At 42.6% G+C, this 706-nt stretch carries 1 protein-coding gene; it reads right to left on the bottom strand.

The features are described from left to right. Positions 1-587: RNA polymerase factor sigma-32 (locus A3763_RS20550; RefSeq protein WP_068760428.1), on the bottom strand; the 587-nt coding region annotated here is incomplete at its 3' end. Between the last annotated feature and the right edge of the window lie 119 nt (positions 588-706).

The following is a 706-nucleotide window of genomic DNA, read 5'->3' as shown; positions in this document are numbered from 1 at the left end:
TGATATGCGCTATCTTCGTCATCATCGGCGCCCATGTCGAAAGATGCATCGTGAGCACTTAAGCGACCTTCCATTTCTCGTACGACTTTTGGTTCTACACCGAGGTTCTCAGCTACGTCCTGAACTTCTTTATGAGTGAACCAAGCTAAACGTTTTTTGTTGCTGCGCAAATTGAAGAACATTTTACGCTGAGCTTTAGTCGTCGCAATTTTAACGATGCGCCAGTTTCGTAGAATGAACTCGTGAATTTCTGCCTTGATCCAATGTACAGCAAAAGAAACCAGGCGAACGCCATACTCAGGGTTAAAACGCTTAACAGCTTTCATCAAGCCTACGTTACCTTCCTGAATAAGGTCTGCCTGAGCCAAACCGTAGCCGGCATAGCTTTTAGCAATATGAATAACAAAGCGAAGATGAGACATAACCATATGGCGTGCAGCTTCAAGATCGTGTTCATCATGTAAACGATCAGCAAGCTTGCGTTCTTCTTCAACGCTCAGAATAGGGATACCATTCACGGCCTGAATGTATGACTCCAGGTTTGCGCCCGGGGTAAGCATATCTACGGGCTGTAAGCTTGTACCCATAATAAAACCTCCAACATTTATTCCGTAAGAATTTTAGTGTTCAATATTTTGCTCTGCTCAAATTTAGACAGCAGAACAAAGAAAAAGTTCCATACAGAAAAATTGTACATATATTAAGC

Source organism: Oleiphilus sp. HI0128, assembly GCF_001635365.1.
The sequence above is the reverse complement of the archived record's forward strand: the minus strand, read 5'-3'. Positions and strand labels throughout refer to the sequence as shown.